The 18,461-nt window shown below is 70.3% G+C and carries 13 protein-coding genes; 5 read left to right on the top strand and 8 right to left on the bottom strand.

Annotation, left to right across the window (positions count from 1 at the left end):
• Positions 1 to 57: 57 nt before the first annotated feature.
• From ACIBEI_RS19060 to ACIBEI_RS19025, 8 genes are read right to left on the bottom strand one after another with little or no spacing between them, the layout of a single operon-like run.
• On the bottom strand, positions 58 to 1,245 hold the full coding sequence (locus ACIBEI_RS19060) for an acyl-CoA dehydrogenase family protein (protein ID WP_398890168.1): 1,188 nt from the start codon (positions 1,243 to 1,245) through the stop codon (positions 58 to 60).
• Complete coding sequence (locus ACIBEI_RS19055; protein ID WP_398890166.1) at positions 1,142 to 1,771, bottom strand: flavin reductase family protein; 630 nt, start codon at positions 1,769 to 1,771, stop codon at positions 1,142 to 1,144. Before ACIBEI_RS19055 ends, ACIBEI_RS19060 begins: the two co-directional genes overlap by 104 nt.
• Positions 1,768 to 2,799: a Gfo/Idh/MocA family protein gene (locus ACIBEI_RS19050; RefSeq protein ID WP_398890164.1), complete on the bottom strand. Its 1,032-nt coding sequence runs from the start codon at positions 2,797 to 2,799 to the stop codon at positions 1,768 to 1,770. The genes ACIBEI_RS19055 and ACIBEI_RS19050 overlap by 4 nt, the downstream gene beginning before the upstream one ends.
• Entirely contained in the window at positions 2,778 to 4,208 is a 1,431-nt protein-coding gene (locus ACIBEI_RS19045; protein WP_398890162.1) for an NDP-hexose 2,3-dehydratase family protein, read from the bottom strand. The genes ACIBEI_RS19050 and ACIBEI_RS19045 overlap by 22 nt, the downstream gene beginning before the upstream one ends.
• Positions 4,209 to 4,212: 4 nt before the next feature.
• Complete coding sequence (locus ACIBEI_RS19040) at positions 4,213 to 5,886, bottom strand: (2,3-dihydroxybenzoyl)adenylate synthase (protein WP_398890160.1); 1,674 nt, start codon at positions 5,884 to 5,886, stop codon at positions 4,213 to 4,215.
• Positions 5,883 to 11,105 carry a type I polyketide synthase gene (locus ACIBEI_RS19035; RefSeq protein WP_398890159.1) on the bottom strand — a complete coding sequence of 1,741 codons (5,223 nt, stop codon included), beginning with the start codon at positions 11,103 to 11,105 and terminating at the stop codon, positions 5,883 to 5,885. The genes ACIBEI_RS19040 and ACIBEI_RS19035 overlap by 4 nt, the downstream gene beginning before the upstream one ends.
• Complete coding sequence (locus ACIBEI_RS19030; protein WP_398890158.1) at positions 11,102 to 12,133, bottom strand: ketoacyl-ACP synthase III family protein; 1,032 nt, start codon at positions 12,131 to 12,133, stop codon at positions 11,102 to 11,104. Before ACIBEI_RS19030 ends, ACIBEI_RS19035 begins: the two co-directional genes overlap by 4 nt.
• Positions 12,134 to 12,187: 54 nt before the next feature.
• Positions 12,188 to 13,231: a methyltransferase gene (locus ACIBEI_RS19025; protein WP_398890156.1), complete on the bottom strand. Its 1,044-nt coding sequence runs from the start codon at positions 13,229 to 13,231 to the stop codon at positions 12,188 to 12,190.
• 209 nt (positions 13,232 to 13,440) lie between these two features.
• Between ACIBEI_RS19025 and ACIBEI_RS19020 the strand changes: the two genes are divergently transcribed.
• From ACIBEI_RS19020 to ACIBEI_RS19000, 5 genes are read left to right on the top strand one after another with little or no spacing between them, the layout of a single operon-like run.
• Positions 13,441 to 14,709 (top strand): beta-ketoacyl-[acyl-carrier-protein] synthase family protein, encoded by a 1,269-nt coding sequence (locus ACIBEI_RS19020; RefSeq protein WP_398890154.1) that lies wholly within the window; start codon positions 13,441 to 13,443, stop codon positions 14,707 to 14,709.
• Entirely contained in the window at positions 14,706 to 15,929 is a 1,224-nt protein-coding gene (locus tag ACIBEI_RS19015; protein WP_398890153.1) for a ketosynthase chain-length factor, read from the top strand. Before ACIBEI_RS19020 ends, ACIBEI_RS19015 begins: the two co-directional genes overlap by 4 nt.
• A gap of 37 nt (positions 15,930 to 15,966) precedes the next feature.
• Entirely contained in the window at positions 15,967 to 16,224 is a 258-nt protein-coding gene (locus ACIBEI_RS19010) for an acyl carrier protein (RefSeq protein ID WP_398890151.1), read from the top strand.
• The gene (gene accA, locus ACIBEI_RS19005; protein ID WP_398890149.1) at positions 16,221 to 17,921 is read left to right on the top strand and encodes an acetyl-CoA carboxylase carboxyl transferase subunit alpha; all 1,701 of its coding nucleotides are present in this window, start codon (positions 16,221 to 16,223) and stop codon (positions 17,919 to 17,921) included. The genes ACIBEI_RS19010 and accA overlap by 4 nt, the downstream gene beginning before the upstream one ends.
• Positions 17,922 to 17,925: 4 nt before the next feature.
• The gene (locus ACIBEI_RS19000; protein ID WP_398890147.1) at positions 17,926 to 18,456 is read left to right on the top strand and encodes an acetyl-CoA carboxylase biotin carboxyl carrier protein; all 531 of its coding nucleotides are present in this window, start codon (positions 17,926 to 17,928) and stop codon (positions 18,454 to 18,456) included.
• Positions 18,457 to 18,461: the final 5 nt, after the last annotated feature.

Here is an 18,461-nt window from a genome sequence, read left to right as displayed (position 1 = left end):
CGAGCGGGCACGTGGAAGGGAGCGGCCGCCGGCCGCTCCCTTCCACGTGCGCGGGAGTCACTCCTCGCCGAGCGCGTGTTTCGCCCACGCATCCGCGTTCACGTCCGGCTGCAGCGCGGCGTGCCCTGCCATGCAGTGCACATCCCGCCACACGCGCTGGATCGGGCTCGACTGGGCCTGGCCCCGGGCGCCGCTCATCCGCAGCAGCCCGTTCACGGCGTTGAGGAGAAGGTCCACCGCGGTCGAGTAGTCGCGCGTGGTGCTGAGCGTCAGGCCGGGGGTGACCTCGGCGTCGTCGGCTTCGGTGGCGGCGCGCTCGACGAGCAGCCGGGCCGCGTCCACGCTCGCCGCCGCCCGGGCGAGGGTCAGGCGGACGCCGGGCCGTGAGCTGGTCTTGACGCCGCTTATCTCGACGCGGTTCGCGGTCCACTCCGTCCACGCGCCGAGCGCCCCCTCGACGGCGCCGATCCCGGGTGCCACGAAGAACAGTCCGTTGATCAGCTTGAGCGGTACGCGATGCAGGCGCGGGGCGGAGGCGTCCGGCTCGCCCGTCAGTACGGCGTGGTGTTCGAGGCTGCGGTGCGCGGGCACAAAGACGTCGTCGACGAGCAGGCTGTTGCTGCCGGTGCCGCGCAGTCCGACGTTGCGCCAGGTGTCGAACACCGTGTAGTCGCGGCGAGGCAGCACGAAGTGGCGCAGTGCGGGAGGGCCGTCCGCCCTGCGGACCATAGCGCCCACCATTGTCCAGTGCGCGTGATCCACCCCGCTGGCGAAGTCCCACGTGCCGCTCAGCCGCCAGCCGCCCGGTACCTCACGAACGACCCCCAAGGGAGCCAGGGACCCGGCGAGCGGCACATCGGGTCCGTCGCCCCACAGCTCGTGCTGCCCCTCCTCGGGAAGATGCGAGCACATACGTCCCACGGCCGCGAGCACCCCGCCGCACCAGGCGGCTGACATGCAGCCTGCGCCCACCGTGGCAAGTGCCCGCGCGAGATCCTGTACCGCACCCGGCCGGGCGGCCGAGCCGCCCCACTTCTCGCCCACCAGGTGCCGGGCGAATCCGGCGTTCACCAGCGCCTCGGCGACGGCGGGCGAGAGCCGGTTGTCGGAGTCCGCGGCCGCCGCGGACTCGGCGGCTAGTTCAGCTGTCTTGCCCGCGGCCGCCGCCAGCGTGGTGTCCGTCGGTGGTACGCCGACCGTCGCGTGCGCCGACGGAGTTGTGGGCGTCGCGTTCGTCGTGGGCATGGGTATCCGCCTTTCTGGCCTGACTGCTATGGGCTCCGGTCTGCAGACCGTGGAACGCGCGGGCGAAATAGACCAGCGGCCGTCCCGCGAAGACCTCGCAGCGGTGCACCAGGCCGACAAGGATCACGTGGTCCCCGGCGTCGATCCGGCGGTCCAGTACGCATTCGATGCGGGCGAGCACGCCACCCAGTAGCGGCACCCCGCACAGGCCCTCGGAGGTCGGCAGACCGTCGTACTTGTCGATGTTCTTGGTGGCGAACCGCCGGGCCAGCTGTGCCTGATCGTCACGCAGGAGGTGAACGGCCATCGCGTCCGCTGTTGCGAAGGCCGGACGACAGTCGGCCCCGCGGTCCAGACACACCAGCACCAGCGGCGGATCCATCGAAAGGGATGAGAAGGCTGTGGCGGTAAACCCGCGCCGCACTCCGCCGGAGTCCATCGTGGTCACGACGGCGACTCCGCTCGGCCACTGGGACAGGGAGTCGCGCAGCAGGTTCCTGTCGACGCCGGTGGGCGCGGTGGTCACGGCGCACCTCCCGGACCGGCCGGGCCTGCCTGCCGTAAGGCGGCCGCACGCACCGAGTCGACCAGCTCCGCCTGCCGCACAGCGGCCACACGTTCTTCAGTCGGGTCCCCGCCGCCTCTGACCAGTGACGCGAACCGGGCGGCGATGTTGGCGAACTGGTCGTCGGCCGCAAGCGTCAACTCCTCGACGCGGTCCTGCCGTTCGATCCGGAGTACGGGACGGTGCTCGGGTGGAGGAGTGAACGCACGGTCGAGGATGATCCGTCCGGCGCTGCCCCACAGAGTGTAGGCCGCGCGGTAGGCGTGCCGGAAGCCGAAGGAGACATGGGACGTGACCCCGCGCTCGCCCCTCAGCAATGCGTCACCGGCGACGTCGACACCGGTCTCGTCGTCGGTTTCCAGCGTCGCGCCGATTACCGTCAAGGAGCTGCCCAACAGCAGTTGGCTGACCCGAAGGGCGTAGACGCCGGCGTCGAGCAAAGAGCCCCCGCCGAGCTCCGGCCGGTACCGGATGTCCTGCGGGGACAACGGCGGAAATCCGAACTCGGTGCTCACCCCGCGGAGTTCGCCGATGTCACCACGCTCCAAGAGAGCGGTGACGGTGGCGTGCTGGGAGTGGTGGAGGAACATGAAACTCTCCATCAGCACCAGCCGCCCCTGCTCGGCGAGTTCCGCCAGATCCCGCGCCTCCCGGGCTCCGGTCACCATGGGCTTCTCAACCAGGGCGTGCTTGCCCGCCTTCAATGCCCTCGCCGTCCACGGCTTGTGCAGCGAGGGAGGCAGCGGCACGTAGACCGCGGCGATGTCGTCGCGGTCCAGCAGCCGCTCATAGCCGTGCACCGCTTTTCCGCCGAACCGCTTTGCCGCCGCCTCGGCACGGGCCTTGTCGCGGCTGGCGACCGCGGCGATCTCCACCGCCGGGGTCCGCGCCATCGCGGGCAGCATCCGGCGCATGGCGATGCCGCCGCACCCGAGGATCCCGATCCGCAGCGGTGCCCCGCGCCCGGTCACCACAGGCTGTGCAGGCATGCCACGAGGCTGCGCGCTTGGACGTTGAGGTAGTGACCGTGCCGCAGCAGGCGCGTTACCTGATCCACAGTCAACCAATGGTGGCCTGGCGGCTCTTCAACTGGGAAGTCCTCCTCTACCTCGATCACCGCGTAGCGGCACTCCGCGTGGTGGAAGCGGCCGCCTTCCTCGGACTGCACTGCGTCGAAGCGCACCCGCTCCTGCGGGACGCTGGTGACGAAGTCCAGAAACAGCGGCCAGTGGTCGTCGGGCAGGCCCCGGTAGCTGTCCGGAGTGCACTGCACGGTGGGAGCCAGTTCAACACCGTGCGGGTGGCCGCCTTCGGGCCGGGCGTGCAGCAGAATGTGGAGCACCCCGCCGATGTTCTTCACCAGCAGCGCGGCCAGGCCGAGACCGTGCGGTGCCAGCAGCGGCTGCGTCCAGTTGAGTACCTCGCGACTGCCGGCCGTCACCCGGGCACCGATGATCGAGAAGTGCCGCCCCTCCGTGTGGCTGATCGCGTCCGCGGTGCGGTGCCAGCCTTCGACCCGGTCCAACGGGATGCGCTCGGTGCGCAATTCGTGGCGGGCGGTGGTGTCGGTGAACCAGCTCAGCACCGACCCCATGGTGTGCAGGCTTCCTTCGCCCGGCGCCATGGAGCGGCGCAGACCCGCACGGAATTCCCGGTGCGGCCCCGGCGAAGGTACCCCGGTCGGACGGGCGAACGGCATGCAGGCCAGTACCGTCCTGGCGTCCATATTCACCATGTTGTTCAGCCGGAGGAGTTCCTGAATCTCGCCGATGGTCATCCAGCGGTAGTCGTCGTGCGGCGGCACGTCCTCGGTCGTCTCGACCACGATATTGCGGTTGCGCTTGCCGCGGAACCAGGAGCCCTGCTCGGACTGGAGAACGTCGATGAGGACCTCGGACCGTCCAGGATCGGTGAAGTACTCCAGATACCGGACGCGCGAACCGCGGTGTACTCGTTTCTGGTTGCTCCGGGTGGCCTGCACGGTCGGCGAGAGTTGGACGACGTTCACGTTGCCGGGCTCCATCTTGGCCTGCGTCAGACAGTGCAGGACGCCGTCGAACTCCTTGACGACGAAACCGAGCATGCCGATCTCAGGCTGGTTGATGATGGGTTGGTCCCAGCGGGGCACCATCCCGTAGTCGGAGTGCACTCGGTGGCCCTCGACCGTGAAGAACCGGCCGCTGCGGTGGGCCAGATCGCCGGTGTCCGGCTGGAAGGACCACTCATCGAGGGCGTCGAACGGGACCCGTGTCACGTCGAAGGTGTGTGCGTCCCTGCGCTCGGTCAGCCAGTCCAGTGCGGCTTTGACGGACGAGCGGTCCTCGCCGGCCGCGCCCGATTCGGTGAATCGTGCGGACGGGCCTGGACCGTCCGTCGTGAGCAGGCGGTCGATGGCCATGGGATCACCTCACGGTCGGGGTAACGAGCATGTTCCGCAGCACCTTCTTGTCGGGCTTGCCGACGGGCGTGTGCGGCAGGTCGTCGAGGATCTCCAGCCTCTCGGGGATCTTGAAGGCGGCAAGACCGCGCGCGGTGAGCGCCGCGGAGACGTCCTCCAGAGCGAGCGTGTGGCCCTCGCGAACGCGGACGAACAGACAGACCCGCTCCCCGATGTCGGGATCAGGTGCCGGTACGGCGGCCACCTCGGCGACCTGGGGCATCTCCTGCACCAGGGTCTCTATCTCTCCAGCCGCGATTTTCTCGCCGCCCCGGTTGATCAGGTCCTTGACCCGGCCGCAGACCACGACATGACCGTTCGGGGTGATTCGCACCTGGTCGCCGGTGCGATACCAACCGTCGGGCGTGTAAGACAGGGCGTTCTGGTCCGGCACGCCGTAGTAGCCGCGCGGTGTGTAGGGGCCGCGAGTGAGTAACTCGCCGATCTCACCCGGGTCCACGGGCTCACCGTCCGGACCGACGACGAGCAGTTCGTCGTACGCGCTGATCGGCGCGCCCTGTGTGCCGTGCGCCACCTCGTCCGGGGCGTCCGGAGCGGTATAGCAGATGAGTCCCTCGGCCATCCCGTACACCTGCTGTACTCGGCAGCTCAGTGCGGGTCCGATCCGGGCGGCAAGCTCCGGCGACAGCACCGACCCGCCCACGTGCACATGGCGCAGCGAGGACAGATCACGCCCGCAACCGGACGCCGCCTCCGTCCACTTGAGGGCGACCGCCGGAACCGCCGATGTGGTGGTGACGCCCTCTCGCTCGATCTCCTCGAACACGGCTTCGGGCCGAGGTGAGGGCAGCAGAACGACTCGCCCCCCGGCCGACAGCGTCCCGAGAATTCCTGGACTGGCGAGGGGGTAGTTGTGCCCTGCGGGCAGGACCGCAAGGTACACGGTCTCTGCCGTGATGTCGCAGGCCGCGGCGGACTGCCGGATGTTGTACTCGTAGTCGTTGTGGGTCCGGCCGATCACCTTGGGCAGACCCGTGGTGCCGCCGGAGAGCAGGAACAGGGCCACGTCCGCGGCGTCCGGAGCCCGCTCGTCCAGTCGCTCGCGTCGGGCGGCCGTGTCGCCGTCCGGCCGCAGCAGGGCGCGTACGTCGGAGCTGCCGGGTCGTACGTCATCACCCACGACCAGCACCAGCGGCTCGCCCGGCAGTTCGCCGGCAACCCGATGGGCAAGGTCCTGGTGGTCGTAGCCGCGCCATTCGTCCGGCACGATCAGGGCCTTGGCGTCCACATGAGCGCCGATGGAGGCCAGTTCGTACGTGCGGTGCGGCAGCAACATCATCACCGGAGCCACACCGAGCCGGAAGCAGGCCAGCATGACCACGACGAACTCCCAGCAGTTGGGCAGCTGTACGAGAACCGTGTCGCCGTTGGCCAGGCCCCGGTCGGCCAGCAGCTCGGCCAGAGCGTCTGCCGAGGCGGCCAGTTCCGCGTAACCAAGCCGGTGTTCGCCATCGACGATCGCGGTGCGGTCGCCCCAGGCGTCGGCCCAGTCCCACATCAGCGAGCCCAGCGGGCGGCCGCGCCAGCAGCCCGCCTCCGTGTAGCGGCGCGCCATGTCGGCGGGCCAGGGCACGAATCCCTCGCGCTTCGCCGGGTGTGCCGTCCCTTCGAGCCTCACGGTGTGCTCCCTTCGTCGACCAGAGCGGGGCCGGGGGCGTCGACGCGCTGGGTGAGCAGGTCCGCGACCGCCTGGACGGTGGGCCGGTCCCAGAAGAGTGTCGCCGGCAGCGGCATCCTGAACTGCCGTTCCAGAGCTCGCCGGATGCGTACGGTCATCACCGAGTCGAGGCCCATCTCGGCCAGCGCCCGGTGCGGATCGACCTCGGACGCGGACAGGCGGGTCTCGGCGGCGACCTGGCGGCTCACCTCGGAGGTGAGGAACGCGCGCAGTTCGTCGCCCGCGAGGCCGGCCCAGGGGGTTTCGGTCTCTTCAACGAACTCGCCGTCGGGAGTGTCCGTCGGCACCTCGCTCAGGAGTGGGGGCCGCTGCTGTCCCGGCTCCGGCGGGAGCGTGCGCAGAACTGCGGCGTATGCGAGGTCGTAGCGCTCGGCCAGCTCCCAGGAAGCGAAGGCCTCGGAGGCTGTCACGTCGGCGGTGCCGTGCGCGGCCAGTTCCGCGTCGATGACTTCCGAGGAGGTCGACATGCCCAGGCCCCGCCATGATGTCCAGCCGAAGCTGACGGTGCCGGTGTCCCCGATGGCGCGGCGGTGGGCCGCGAGCGCGTCGAGGAAGGCGTTGCCCGCCGCATAGCTGGACTGTCCAGGCAGACCGAGCAGTTGCCCGCAGGATGAGAACAGCACCAGGAAGTCCAAGCTGCCGGGCGGGAAGAGGCCGTGCAGCACCCAGGCGCCCTCGGTCTTCGGCCTGAGTACCGTGCGCAGAGAGGCCTGGTCGAGCGAGCGCAGCGGACGGTCGTCCAACACACCCGCCGCGTGCACGACACCCCGGATGGGCGGCAGGCCGAGTGCGGCGGGCGCGAGCAGTTTCTCCGCGGCGTCGGCGTCGGAGACGTCCAGCGCGACCGTGGCGACCGTGGTGCCCAGCCGTTCAAGGGACTTGACTGCCTCCACCTGGGCCAGCACGTGCGGATCGGTGACCTCGTCCCACTGGTCCCGCGACGGCAGCGCCCGCCGCCCGGACAGGACGATCCGGCGCGCGCCGCGCCCGGCCAGCCAGTGGGCCACCTCCAGTCCGAGGGCGCCGAGACCACCCGTGATCAGGTACGTGCTGTCGGGGCGGCAGGTCATCGGTGGGCGTACCGGCTCGTCCTCCAACAGGGCCAGCCTCGCGACCTCGGGCTTTCCTTCGCGTATGGCCAGGATGTCCTCGCCGTGCGTCGTGCCGAGGAGGTCGATGAACCCGGCGACATCGCGGGGCGAGGATCCGATGTCCACCAGCCCGCCCCACAGGTCCGGGTGCTCTCCGGCGATGATGCGACCCAGGCCCCACAACGGCGCGTGGGCGAGGGAGGCTTCGTCCGCACTCTCACGTACGCCCTGGGTCACGCACCACAGCCTGGGCGGGCTCGCCGCGGGGGCCGCGGCGAGCCGTTGGGCAGTCCGCGCGAGCAGCCATGAGGCCCGTACGGACGCCCTGCCGACGGGCTCACCGGGCAGGCCGCGCGCCGGTACGACGACCACGGTGTGGCCGTTCGTCAGCTCACTCGCACGCAGTTCCTCGGGAGCGAAGGCGATCCGGTGTGGCACGGCCTCGCCGACCAGGCGCCGACTCAGCCGCTTCACCAGGTCACGGTCGTCGCCGACGAGCACCACAGTCGGATGCGAGCCGGGGTCCGTCCGCTCGAGCGGCCGCCACTCCATGCGGTGGACGAGTCGGCGCGGGCCGGCGCCGGTGACCGTGTCGCCCTCCAGCAGGCCGTACCGCAGTCCCGTGAGCCGGCCCAGGAGGGCGCCGCCCATGTCACTGATCTCCACGTCGACGACACTCTCGCCGGTGACGCGCACGGTTATCCGGGCCCGCGCGGGGGACGGTCCATCGAGGGTGACCCGCTTGATGTGCGCGGGCATGCGCAGCACCGGCGGTCCGGGGAACACCACCGACGCGGTCGACAGGGCGGCGTCCAAGACCGAAGCCCAGGTCGCCGGTGCCTCGTCGGACTCCGGGTCCGCACGGACCACGGCGGCCAAGGTGCCTTCTCCGCACCGAAGTTCGCTGATTCGCCAGGGGAAGCCCATGGCAGCGACACCGAGTTCTGCGAGGCGGTCCACGATCTGCCCGGTCGGCAGTTCCGCGTGGGTGGCGACCGGTGCCGCCTCGCCGAGCGCGCTGTGCGGCTCGACGGTCGCCGTGGTGTGGGTGATCAGACCCTTGTCGTCGCCCGGTTCGCCGACGAGGCGGGAGGTGAGCCGGATCGTGCCGTCCTGGCTGACGACCTGGACCTCGCGCGGCTGTGTCACGGACACGGGCACCCGCAGCGCCACATCCGTGAGATCCGGCAGAGTGCCGCCCCATGCGGCGGCGGTGAGGAAGGTGTTGAGCAGGACCGCCGCAGGGATGATCTCCACCTCGCGGACCGGGTGGTCGCCGGGGTAGGGGCGGCTGTCGCGGTCGAGATACGTCCGCCAGCTCTGTGCCGGGGTCGTGCCGTTCACGGTGGTCCGCCTGCCCAGCAGCGTGTGGCCGGTGACGTCGTGGCGGTCGGCTGTGGCCGAGCGGGGAGGCGGCTCCTGAAGCCAGTGCGGCCGGCGCTGCCAGGCGACGCCTGGCAGCTCGGCCACAGCGGCGTCGGGCCAGGAGCGCGACCAGTTCACGGTGGCGCCGTGGCAGTACAGCTGGCCGAGGCTGGCCAGCAGGGTCTCGCGTTCGGGACGGCGGCGGCGCAGCGAGTGGGTGGCGAAGGCATCCTCGACGCCGAGGTGGTCCAACGTCTCATTGACCGAGTGCTCGACCACCGGGTGCGGGGATACCTCAAGGAAGAGCCGGTAGCCGTCCTCGACGGCAGCCCGGACGGCCTGCTGGAACCGCACTCGGCCACCGAGGTTGGCCGCCCAATAGCGGCCGTCGCGCGGCGCGGTGTCCCTGGGGTCGTCCAGGGCCGTCCCGTAGACGGGGATCGTGGCGGGGGACGGCGTGAGGTCCGCAGCCGCGGCCGCCAGATCATCCAGCAGCGGGTCCATGTGCGGACTGTGGAACGCCACGTCGGAGTCGACCGCCCGGACCGCGACCCCGTCGGCACGCCACTGCTCGCCGACTTCCGCGACCGCAGGAATATCCCCGGAGATCACGGTGGAACCCGGTGACGCGGTTATCGCCACGGTCACGTCCCGGCGCCCGCCCAGACGGAGTTCGGCCTCCTCGGCGGTCAGGCTCACCATCGCCATGGCACCCTTCCCGGCCACCCTGCGCAGGAGCAGCGAACGTCGGCACACCAGCCGTGCGCCCTGCTCCAGCGTCAGCATTCCGGCAGTCACGGCGGCCGCGATCTCACCGACGGAGTGGCCGAGAACGGCGCTGGGCCGTAGCCCCCGCGCCCGCCAGAGGGCACTCAGCGCGGTCTGCACGGCGAAGATCAGCGGCTGGACCACGTCGACGGGCTGCGGGGCGTCGTCGAGGAGTGCCGCCCTGGGGGAGACGCCCAACTCTTCCAGGAACACGGGCACCAGCCGGTCGACGGCCTCCGCGAACACCGGCTCCTCGGAGAGCAGCTCGCGCGCCATACCGGTCCACTGCGAACCGTGTCCGGAGAACACCCAGACCAGACCGCGCCCGGCAGCCGGCAGCACCGAGCCGGTACTCAGCCCCGGTGCGCCGCCCGTGTTGGCGAACTCCCTCAAGCGCGCGGCAAGTTGTACTCGGTTGGCAGCCACCACAGCGGCACGGTTCGGCAGATGGGAACGCCGCCGCGCCAGCGTGTAGCCCACCTCGGAGACGGTTGCCGGTACCTCGAGCCGGTCGGCGAGATTCCCCGCGTATTCCCGTACGGCGGCCTCGCTCGCGCCGGACAGCGGGTACAGAGCAGGCCCCACCTGCCGGCCTTCCAGCACCTCGTCGTGCCGCGGCCGATCCGGGAGCTCGATGTCCGGTGCCTGCTCCAGTACGACGTGCGCGATCGTGCCGCCGTAGCCGTACCCGGAGACCCCCGCCCGCCGGGGACCGCTGCCCGTCTCGGGCCATTGCGTCGGTTCGGTGACCACCCGCAGGCCGGAGGTTGCCCAGGGGACGGCGGGATTGGGCTCGTGGAAGTTGAGACTCGGCGGGATCTCGGCGTGCTGGAGCGCCAGGATCGCTTTGATCACTCCGGCGACGCCCGCGCCCGCCTCCAGATGGCCGATGTTTGGCTTCACGGACCCGATCAAGCAGGGCCGGTCGCGCGGCCGGTCCACACCGAAGACCGAGGCCATCGCCCCCGCCTCCAGCGGATCGCCCGCGCGGGTGCCCGTGCCGTGCGCCTCCACGTAGCCGACCGTGGCCGGGTCGAGACCGGCACGCTCGTACGCCTTGCGCATCAGGTGAGCCTGCGCCTCACCGTTGGGCGCCATGATGCCGCTGGTCTTCCCGTCCTGGTGTACCGCACTGCCCCGTATCAGGGCGAGGATCCGGTCGCCGTCGCGCCGGGCGTCCGACAGCCGCTTCAGGACGACGACTCCGCCGCCCTCACCGCGGCCGTAGCCGTCGCCGCTCGCGTCGAATGACTTGCAGCGTCCGTCGGGTGCCGTTGCCCCGGCGGCGTCCAGCACCAGCGACAGACCGGGCGACGCCATCACGAGTACACCACCGGCAAGCGCCACCGGGCATTCATGGGCGTGCAGGCTCTGGACCGCCAGATGAATGGACACGAGCGAGGACGAGCACGCAGTGTCCACTGCGATGCTCGGCCCGTGCAGGTCCAGCACGTACGAGACCCGGTTGGCGACCCCACAGTAGGCGCCGCCGATGCCGGTCCACGCTTCGATATGGGGCAGATCCTCCAGCATTCGGCGCCCGTAGTCGTCGGAGCCGACGCCCATGAACACCCCGGCGTCGCTGCCCGCGAGATCTCGCGGGGGGATACCGGCGTGCTCCAGCGCCTCCCAGGCCAGTTCCAGGATGATGCGCTGCTGCGGGTCCATGAGCGCCGCCTCGCGCGGGGTCACCTCGAAGAAGTCGGCGTCGAAGCCCTTGATGTCGTCGAGGAACGCACCGTACCGGGTCACACCGCTCACCGCCGCCGCACTCTCGCGGTCGAGGGTGCTGTACCACTCCCAGCGGTTGTCGGGCACCTCACCGATGGCGTCACGGCCCTCGCGAAGCAGCGACCAGAACTTCTCGGGCGAGTCGATACCGCCGGCGAACCGGCACGCGAGGCCCACCACCGCGATGGGTTCGGGCGCCGTCATCGCCGTGTCCACGAAGGCACGTCGGTGATCTCGAACATCGCACCCGCTACGGTCATGCCCGGGCCGAGCCCGTACATGAGGTAGTGGTCACCCGGGCCGATCCTGCCGTCCTGGAGCAGCCGGTCGAGGGCGACAAGCTGGTCACTGACGCCCAAGTGCCCGATGTCGCGGCCGACGTCCCAGGTGGTGCGCTCCGCAGGCAGCCCCAGCAACGGCAGCAGCCGCTTCTCGATCGTGGTGCGCGAGGTGTTCATGTAGCTCAGATATGTGACGTCCTCGACGCCCAGCCCGGTCGCGGCTGTCCACCGGTCGTACAAGTCCTGGTGGGCCTTCATGAGCAGCGGTCGCATCTGCTCGCCCTCGTGCTTGAGGAAGTGCTGATTGCGCAGGGAGAAGTCGAGTTGACGCCCGATGGTGGCACCCGGCGGGAACATCGGCTCGCCACTGCGGTGCATCGCCTCGAGATCGGGGACGGCGATGCAGTCGACCCACAGCAGCTTCGCGAAGCCGGGCTCCTTGCCCAGCAGCAGTGCGCTCGCGCCGTCCCCGACGAGCATGCCTCCGCCGGTGGCCCGCCACCGGTCGATCAGCGGGGTACCGAAGTTCTCCGCACCCAGCAGCAGCGCGTCCGAGGACTGCGGATTGCCGCGCAGAAAGCCGGAGGCGAGCTCCAGGGCACTGAACACGCCGGTGCAGCCATGCCGCAGCTCCACCGCGAGGGCCTCGCCGCCGAGGTGGCGCTGCACATACGACTGAGGGCCCCAGCCGTCCGGACCCTGGTGCCACACACTCGCGTACAGGATCAGATCGACCACCGACGGGTCGACGCCGACGCGCTCGAACAACTGGCGTGCCGCCCGCACCGCGAGCTCCGGGGCGGGCACGTCACCGGCGACCCGCACGCCCGTCAGCTCGCCGCCCGCCACGTCCTCGGCGTCGAGGCGCCCCTCGGCCACGGCCTGCTCGGTGCTTACCGGCTCCGGCAGGTGAACCCCGAGTGACCTCACGTACAGGTCTTGTCCTGGCACTGAACTCTCCTTCTCCTATGAGCCCATGGGCTGCTGCGAGCCCGGAGGGTGCACCTACTTGTGCCCGACGACCAGGGAGTGGCTGAAGCCGAGACCGTCGTAACGCTCGACTCGGGAGAAGCCGGCGTCCCGGATGGCCTTGTTCATGTCCTTGGGGGCATACGTCATGCCTTCGCCGGAGGCGAGGGCGAGAAAGTAGGGCGAGACCAGGCCGCCGCTCATCGAGCCGGTGCCTTCGTCGTTCGACACGAAGTTGTAGACCAGGCAGACACCGCCGGGCGGCAGGGCCTCGTAGCACTTGCGCAGCAGCTGGGTGTTCCGCTCCAGCGACCAGATCTCGAAGATGTGGAAGAACATGATCGCGTCGGCACCCTCGGGCAGCGCGTCCGTGAACAGGTCGCCCGGATGGAAGTGCATCCGTTTGCTCAGCTCGGCGTCCTCCGTGCGCTGGGCCGCGATCTGCGTAACGCTCTCCTGGTCGAAGACCGTTACCTCCAACTGGGGGTAACGTCGTGCCAGTTCAATGCTGTTGGTCCCGTCGCCACCGCCGATGTCGATGACATGGCGTATCCCGGAGAAGTCGTACCGGTCGAGGATCTGCGCGAAGGCCTTCTTCGAGGCGTCGCCCATGTTCCGGTAGAACACCTCCTGCAGCTCGGGGTGGACTGTGAGTCGCTCGTACAAGGTGGTCCCAGGGCCTTGGATGTGGCGCAGGCCAACGTTGGTGTTCTGCCGCATCGACTCCGCGAAGTCGCCCATCGCCTGGTTGATGATGTCGGCCTGGATGTCCACCAGAGGGCCCAGAAACCGCGGGTTCGCCCTGAGCAGCTTGCGCCGTACCAACTCGCTGTTGACGTACTTGTCGCCCTCCTTCTCCAGGAGACGCAGCGAAGCGAGGCCGAGGAGCAGAATGCGGGCGGGCTGTGGCTCGACGTCGATCGTCTCGGCGACCTGCTCGATGTCCATGCCCTCGGCTGCCTCCAAGCGCTCGAAGAGGTCGAACTCGAGCCCCGTCCGCAGAAGTTCGAACGCGGTCGTGCCGTGAATGATGATTCGGAGGTAGTCGGCTTCCGTGACGGTGATGGTGCCGCTGGCCATGGATGTCCCTTCCGACGTGTGGAAGGCGAGCGGGCGCTCGCGGGCCACACCGTCGCAAAGGGGTCTAGCGCGCGCCTCGACGCCAACTCGAATCGAACTGGCGGTTCGGCCTTCAACTTGCGTTCGAGGTCGCCTCAAGTGGTGCCACGAATGCTTCGGGGCGCGGCATTGAATGCCGGATCAGCTTCAGATATCGGGGGATGAACAGGATGGCGCGTGAAGTAGTGATAACCGGTGTCGGCGTGGTCGCTCCGGGAGGCATCGGCAGCAAACCGTTCTGGGACCTGCTCGTCTCCGGCCGTACCGCGACGCGTACCATCACCCACTTCGACGCCTCGCCCTTCCGCTCGACCGTCGCCGCCGAGTGCGACTTCGACGCGGAGGCGGAAGGCCTGACGACCGAGGAGGCCGGCCGGCTCGACCGGGCCACTCAGTTCGCGCTGGTGGCGACCCGGGAGGCGGCGAGCGACAGCGGCCTCGACGCGGAGAAGATCGATCCTTACCGCACGGGCGTCACCATCGGCAGTGCGGTGGGCTGCACCACGAGTCTGGAACGGGAGTACGTCGTCGCAAGCCACGGCGGCCGCGACTGGCTCGTCGACCCGGACCTCGCGGTCCCGCACCTCTACGACTACTACGTACCCAGCTCGATGGCGGCGGAGGTGGCCTGGACCATCGGCGCACAAGGCCCGTGTTCTGTGGTCTCCACAGGCTGTACCTCCGGGCTCGATGCGGTCGGCCACGCCGTACGGCTCATCGAGGAGGGCTCGGCGGACGTCATGATCGCGGGAGGCACCGATGCCCCCATCTCGCCCATCACGGTCGCCTGCTTCGACGCGATCAGGGCGACGACGCCCCGCAACGACGAACCGGCCACCGCCTCCCGCCCGTTCGACCGCAGTCGCAACGGCTTCGTGCTCGGTGAGGGCTGCGCGGTCTTCGTGCTGGAGGAGCGGGAGCGCGCACGAGCCCGCGGCGCCCATGTCTACGCGGGCGTCGGCGGGTTCGCCTCCCGGTGCAACGCCTTCCACATGACGGGGCTGCGCCCGGACGGCAAGGAGATGGCCGCCGCCATCGAGACCGCGCTCGCGGAGGCGCGGGTGGCGGCCGATGAGGTGAGTTACATCAACGCACACGGTTCCGGCACCAAGCAGAACGACCGGCACGAGACCGCCGCGTTCAAGAAGGCGCTCGGTGAACACGCCCGTCGCACGCCGGTCAGCTCCATCAAGTCGATGATCGGCCACTCGCTCGGCGCGATCGGCTCCGTCGAACTCGCGGCCTGCGCGCTCGCCATCGAGAACGGCGCGGTCCCGCCGACGGCGAACCTGCACGAGCCCGACCCGGAATGCGACCTCGACTATGTACCCCTGATCGCACGGCAGGCGCAGCTCGACGTCGTCCTCAGCGTAGGCAGCGGATTCGGCGGCTTCCAGAGCGCGATGGTGCTCACCGGGCCCGGTCGGGCGGAGCGGTGAACGCAGTCGTCGTCACGGGCATCGGAGTCGTCGCGCCGAACGGCATGAGCACCGAGGAGTACTGGAACGCCGCCCTGGCGGCACGCTCTGGTATCGGACGCATCACCCGCTTCGCTGCCGACGGCTACCGCGCCACGCTGGCCGGCGAGATCCGCGGGTTCGACCCCGCCGCTCATCTGCCCAGTCGGCTCGTCCCGCAGACCGACCACTCCACCCGGCTCTCGCTCGTCGCCGCCGACGAGGCCATCCGCGACGCCGGCCTGGACACAGGGAAACTGCCCGAGTACGGCGTCGGTGTGGTGACCGCCAACAGCGCGGGCGGTTTCGAGTTCGGCCACCAGGAACTCGACAACCTGTGGCGCAAGGGCCCCGAGTACGTCAGCGCGTACCAGTCGTTCGCCTGGTTCTACGCGGTCAACACCGGCCAGATCTCCATCCGGCACGGTCTGCGCGGACCCAGCGGAGTGCTGGTCGCTGACGAAGCGGGCGGTCTCGACGCCCTGGCCCAGGCCCGACGGCTGCTGCGCCGCGGTCTGAACGCCGTGGTCACCGGTGCCGTGGACGGCTCTCTGTGCCCGTGGGGCTGGATCGCCCAGACCGCCACCGGACAGCTGAGCGCCGCCGAGGACCCGGCGCTCGCCTACCGCCCCTTCGACGAGGAGGCCGCGGGCTTCGTACCCGGCGAGGGTGGCGCGATCCTTGTCGTGGAGGATGAGGCGGCGGCCCGCAAGCGCGGCGCCCCGCAGGTCCGCGGCAGGCTCCTGGGATACGCCGCCACCTTCGGCCCGAAGCCGGGCACCGTACCCCCGGACGACGCGTCGGCACTGCGAAGGGCGATCGAACTCGCCCTGGCCGACGCCGGCGCCGACCCCGGTGACATCGATGCCGTCTTCGCCGACGCGGCCGGCGTCCCCGACCTCGACCGGGCAGAGGTCGCCGCGCTGACCGGGGTCTTCGGCGAACGCGAGCTTCCGGTCGCCGTCCCCAAGACCCTGACCGGCCGGCTGTGTGCGGGAGCGGGACCGCTCGACGTCGCCACCGCCCTGTTGGCGCTGCGCGACGGTGTCCTTCCCCCCGCGGCGCACACCCGTCCGTCACCCCGGTACGACTTGAACGTGGTCGTCGACCGGCCGCTCGCGCTCCGTATGCGCGCTGTGCTGGTCGTCGCTCGCGGCCTCGGCGGATTCAACTCCGCGATGGTCGTGGGCGGGTCCCACTGAGCCGTACTCCTCTCAGCAATCCCTAGGAGACATCGCCATGCCTGACCTGACTCTGGACGAGCTTGCCCGCATCCTGCGCGAGTGCGCGGGTGAAGGCGAGAGCGCCGACCTTGAGGGCGAGTTCGCGAAGCTGCCCTTCGCCGACCTCGGCTACGACTCACTGGCGGTCCTGGAGACGGCCGCACGGCTGAAGCAGGACTACGGCGTCGAGCTGACCGACGAAGAGGTCGCCGAGAGCGGTACGCCGGGACGGCTCCTCGAACTCGCCAGGCGGCAGATCGCCGCAATCTCATGACCGCCGCCCTGGCAGACACGACCCCGGTCTCCACCGACTGGTGGCTGTGTGACCACTGCCGGCGCCCCGTCTACGCGAAGCGACTCGCCCGCACCGGCGGCGTCTGCCCGGAGTGCGGTCACCACCGGCGGCTGTCGGCCCACGAACGCCTCGACCAGCTCCTCGATCCGGGCTCGGCCGAGCCCCTCCGCATGCCGCACGTCACGGCCGACGTACACAGCTTCGTCGACACCCGGCCCTACCGAGAGCGGCTGGCCGAGGCACGCGACCGCACCGGCCTCGACGACGCGGCGATCGCGGCGCGCGGCCGCGTCGTCGGCACGGACGTCGCGATCGTCGCCATGGAGTTCGGCTTCATGGGCGGCAGCCTCAGCGGAGGCGTGGGCGAACTCATCACGTTCACCGCGGAGATGGCCCTGGCCGAGCGGCGACCGTTGATCGTCGTCTGCGCGTCCGGAGGCGCACGCATGCAGGAGGGGCTGGTCTCGCTGATGCAGATGGCGAAGACCAGTCAGGCCCTGCTTGCCCTCGACGAGGCGGGCATCGTCACCGTCTCCGTGATCACCGATCCGGTGTACGGGGGAGTGGCGGCCTCGTTCGCCACGCTCTGCGACGTGATCGTGGCCGAGCCCGGCGCCCGGATGGGCTTCGCCGGCCCCCGCGTGATCGAGCGCACCATCGGCGAGCGGCTTCCGGAGAACTTCCAGCGCGCGGAGTTCCTGCTGGAGCACGGGCAGGTCGACGTGGTCGCGCCGCGAGGTGAACTGCGCGCCACACTGGGGCGGTTGCTGAGCGCGCTGGCGCCCGGGGAGCGGAAGGGAGCGGAATCCGGCGGGCGGGACTCCGTCCTGCTCACCGACGCGGACGAGGTACCCGACCTGGACCCCTGGCAGGCCGTCCGGCTCGCCAGGAACCTCGACCGCCCCACCACGCTCGACTACGTCGACCTCCTCGTCGAGGACTTCCAGGAACTGCGCGGCGACCGCATCGGCGCCGACTGTCCGGCCACGGTCGGCGGAGTCGGCACTCTCGGGGGCCGGCCCGTGATGGTCATCGGACAGCAGAAAGGACACACCGCGGCCGCGCTGCGGGAACGGAACTTCGGCATGCCGGTGCCCGCCGGCTACCGCAAGGCCGCCCGGCTGATGCGTCTCGCGGCCAAGGCGGGCATCCCGGTACTGACGCTGGTCGACACCAGCGGCGCGTACCCGGGGGTCGAAGCGGAACGCGGCGGCCAGGCCGTCGCCATCGCGGAGAACCTACGGCTGATGTCCGGGCTGCCCGTGCCGATCGTGTCCGTGATCGTCTCCGAGGGCGGCAGCGGCGGCGCCCTCGGGCTCGCCGTGGCCGATCGGGTACTCGCACTCAGCAACGCTGTGTACTCCGTGATCAGCCCCGAGGGATGCGCAGCCATCCTGTGGCGTGATCCCGAGGCCGCGCCCCGCGCCGCTCGTGAACTCGGGCTGCACGCACGCGCGCTGCTCGCCCGAGGGGTCGTTGACGGAGTCGTCCCCGAGCCCGGTGACGGAGCGCAGAGCGACCACCAGGAGATGGCCGAGCGCCTCGCGGCTGCCGTACGGCCCCTGCTGGACGAACTGAGAGAACTGACCGCCGATCAACTGCTGGCTCAACGGCGAGCCCGGTTCCGCAGGTTCGGTGGGCAGCCCACCGCCCACCGCCCGGTGCCAGAGAGGTAGGGAGATGTCCACGCCCGACAGCGTTGCCACACTCGACGGCCTGATGAACGACGGACGCCCCGACACGCTTCCGGCCGTCCTGGAGGCCGCCAAGACCAGCATGATCGAGCTGTTGTCCCAGGCTCCGGTCCCGCCGGCAGCGGTCCGCGTCACCGTCGGCCCGGTCACCATCGAGATGGACTGGCCGGGTGCCGCGCCCGAAGCGGGCACGCCACCCGAAGCACGCGCCCCGCTGGCGCCCGCGCCGACGGCGAAGGCTGCGGCGGGGCCGGGCAACGGGCCTGTCCTCGACCACGTCCACGCCCCCACGGTGGGGGTCTTCTACCGGGCGCCCGAGCCCGGCGCCAAGCCGTTCGTGAGCGAGGGCGACACGGTCGTGCCCGGCCAACAGGTGGGCCTCATCGAGGCGATGAAGCTGATGATCCCCGTCGAGTCGGACCGGCACGGCACCATCGACGAGTTCCTGCAGCCCAACGGCGCTCTGGTCGAGTACGGCGATCCGCTGTGCTCCCTCGTCCCGGCCGACGGGCGGTGAGGCGC

Source organism: Streptomyces sp. NPDC050988, assembly GCF_044456225.1.
In the GTDB taxonomy this organism is placed as follows: Bacteria; Actinomycetota; Actinomycetes; order Streptomycetales; family Streptomycetaceae; genus Streptomyces.
The sequence above is the reverse complement of the archived record's forward strand: the minus strand, read 5'-3'. Positions and strand labels throughout refer to the sequence as shown.

What these genes read in the sequence shown, in the direction of transcription:
- ACIBEI_RS19060 (WP_398890168.1), bottom strand. Translation starts at nt 1,245, where the DNA reads ATGCCCACGACGAACGCGACGCCCACAACTCCGTCGGCGCACGCGACG.
- accA (WP_398890149.1), top strand. Translation starts at nt 16,221, where the DNA reads ATGACCGCCGCCCTGGCAGACACGACCCCGGTCTCCACCGACTGGTGG.
- ACIBEI_RS19050 (WP_398890164.1), bottom strand. Translation starts at nt 2,799, where the DNA reads ATGCCTGCACAGCCTGTGGTGACCGGGCGCGGGGCACCGCTGCGGATC.
- ACIBEI_RS19010 (WP_398890151.1), top strand. Translation starts at nt 15,967, where the DNA reads ATGCCTGACCTGACTCTGGACGAGCTTGCCCGCATCCTGCGCGAGTGC.
- ACIBEI_RS19035 (WP_398890159.1), bottom strand. Translation starts at nt 11,105, where the DNA reads ATGACGGCGCCCGAACCCATCGCGGTGGTGGGCCTCGCGTGCCGGTTC.
- ACIBEI_RS19025 (WP_398890156.1), bottom strand. Translation starts at nt 13,231, where the DNA reads ATGGCCAGCGGCACCATCACCGTCACGGAAGCCGACTACCTCCGAATC.
- ACIBEI_RS19045 (WP_398890162.1), bottom strand. Translation starts at nt 4,208, where the DNA reads ATGGCCATCGACCGCCTGCTCACGACGGACGGTCCAGGCCCGTCCGCA.
- ACIBEI_RS19020 (WP_398890154.1), top strand. Translation starts at nt 13,441, where the DNA reads ATGGCGCGTGAAGTAGTGATAACCGGTGTCGGCGTGGTCGCTCCGGGA.
- ACIBEI_RS19000 (WP_398890147.1), top strand. Translation starts at nt 17,926, where the DNA reads ATGTCCACGCCCGACAGCGTTGCCACACTCGACGGCCTGATGAACGAC.